This is a genomic window from Haloplanus sp. GCM10025708 (genome assembly GCF_042663985.1).
Classification (GTDB): Archaea; Halobacteriota; Halobacteria; order Halobacteriales; family Haloferacaceae; genus Salinirarus; species Salinirarus marinus.
This window is the reverse complement of sequence record NZ_JBHSZA010000013.1, coordinates 1-2,441: the sequence shown is the minus strand read 5'-3', so window position 1 is coordinate 2,441 and position 2,441 is coordinate 1. Positions and strand designations below refer to the sequence as shown.

The following is a 2,441-nucleotide window of genomic DNA, read 5'->3' as shown; positions in this document are numbered from 1 at the left end:
CATTCGAGATGTTTACCAATATATCCAAATTCGATGAAAGATGTCATATAGGATACAATCGGAGAGGTCGATCTGTAACCCGTAGTGTTTGCGGCCTTCGAGAATCTTCACGGCCAAACGAAGCCAACAACGTATGGCTTGACGGCGAGCTGCGCTCTGTTGTAGCAGACACTGCGTGCGCGATTAGGACGACGGCGGTGAGTGCAGCCGTAATCCGCAGAAGAGCAGCGACCAGTTCACGCGGCTCATCCATGTAACGCATTGTTTTCCGCATAAGGGTGGAGCCACGAAGACTACGGTTTAGGTCACCCATGATTTCGAGTTAGAGCCGCTAATCCTATGCCCAGTCATATGTTTCTCTTCTTTTGCAGCCATGAGGGGGCATATTGCAGATGGATGGACTCCCAATCCTAATTCCGAGATTCCTTTTGAAGATCAAACGAAACTTCGACTTACCGAGTGGTTCGAATCCTGGAGCGAATGTCTATTGGGAAAAAGAAGAGTCCTATGGACGAACGACGTTCGCTTCTCTCCAGACAGCAGAGAAACCGGATCTTCTGGTTAAACACACTGATTGGCCGACTGTTGCCTATGAAGTGAAGATTGGCAATGATGGAACGGCCATCTATGATGGTGCAATCAAACCGTTCGTTACTGGCGTCGGTTCGAACGTGGCCATGAAGAGTACACTGTTAATGGAACTATCTACCAACCCGATGTCTTCGCCTTAGCGACTGGCAATGCACAATTTGGTCGCCTGTACGACGATGCTCGTGTCAAAGACAAGTTCAAGTTCGATCTCTTCACAAGCAGCGGCCGGAAGAAGGGAGCACGACACGGTCAAGTGCCAAAACACGAGTATGCCTCCTCAGAAACGACCTTACGACTCATGTGGCGATTCATGGAACAGTATGCCGCTGACGAGGATTTATCTTCAGGAAGTGGCGTTGGTGCCCTGTATTCAGACGGGCTCGACAAATCGCCAGAGGATCTCGTCAAGCAGGGCTCAGCACATGATCCAGGTATTTGCTACAAGCGCCCAGCAATGAACCCGAAATGGCGTATTCTTCGGTAAGAGATCGTCTCTTGTAGAATAGTGGATCTCAACATCGGGGCTGAAGGTAGACTCTATGGTACACAGCTCTTAGACCACGAAGGATCCAGTGGTGAGCCCTGAATGAGAACATCGCTGGGACAATTATGGGCGATAGAAAAGCCACTGAGAGTATAGTGGCTTGAATCCAGAATGCTGGATTAGACTCCATAGTTCCAGCCATAGCGACCGCGAACCACGACGCTGGAATCAAAACTCCAGCAACCTTCCATCGCCAAAGAGAGGCCCATTTGAGTAGCACAAAGCCGATCGCCAGGACACTCAGAAATATCAGTCCGAATCCGGGGTTGGTTCCCATGCTAAAGAACGCGAATAGCGGGTGGAGCTGCGAAATCATCGGAATGGATGTAGCTGCTGCGATCGCACCGTAGCCGCCGAGGAGATAGATACCACCAAGTAAGGCGACGACTACGCGAAGTGTGAAGGACTTTGAGCGTGGATCTTTCCCCAACGTCGACGGCTTGGAGCATTCCGATTGAGATAATACTGTGTAATCATCGCCGTGCTCTAAGTCAGCAATTTCTCGGCAAAGATCGATTCCAGTAATCAGTCCGACGCCGAGTTCTCGACCAGATTCGATGGCGGTGTCTGTGTAGTAACCAGTTGAGACGATATAGACTCTGTCAGCGTTTTCCTGCTGATAGAGGCTTGAGTACTGTTGTACAGCCGGTCGACCGATTCTATTCGATCCTGCGTAGCATTTTGCTTGGATCGCTACCCGCTCGCCAGTCTCTCGATGTATTGCCATGACATCGAGACCCTTATCGTTAGATTCCTGGGAAACAGTGGTATCATATCCGAATCCTTCCCAGACATCAGCGATGAGCATTTCAAAAGCATAGTTATCCATTGCGCGTAAATGACGCAATAGAGACGGCTCCGATGTCATGGTGTCTCTCTCAGCCTCTCAGTCATACATTGAATCTACATAAAGATTTAGCTTAGATGAAGGATCAGAAGAAGGATATCTGGGACTGACGAGCGTATCAACCGAAGGCTGACTACGTAGGGTAATATACCTGGAGCGAGGCCTCAGAATCGAACATGAAGCCGATATCGAAGTCAGGAGGGGACAACTCCTCGACGGTCCTCCCATGCTGGTGTTGCATCGAGGGCATCCATATGACCGTATAACCGCTTCCAGAGGTCTGCTTGCTCGTAGACATCAGCGTCCTGCGGGATCAATCTGAACACCTCTTTGCTCGCGACAACGATGAGTTTGTACTGCATTCGTGACATAGCAACCGTCAGCCGATTCGGGTTCAGGATAAACTCGTCTTCAGCCTGGAGGAAGTCCGGCTCGGATGCAGTCGCTGAAACGAGAATA

At 50.1% G+C, this 2,441-nt stretch carries 2 protein-coding genes; both read right to left on the bottom strand.

Features of this window, described 5'->3' with window-relative positions:
* Positions 1-1,103: 1,103 nt before the first annotated feature.
* The gene (locus ACFQJD_RS19320) at positions 1,104-1,964 is read right to left on the bottom strand and encodes a restriction endonuclease (protein ID WP_379800649.1); all 861 of its coding nucleotides are present in this window, start codon (positions 1,962-1,964) and stop codon (positions 1,104-1,106) included.
* Between the two features lie 212 nt (positions 1,965-2,176).
* Positions 2,177-2,441, bottom strand: a 265-nt coding sequence (locus ACFQJD_RS19315; RefSeq protein ID WP_379800647.1) for a hypothetical protein, incomplete at its 5' end; no start/stop codon positions are given.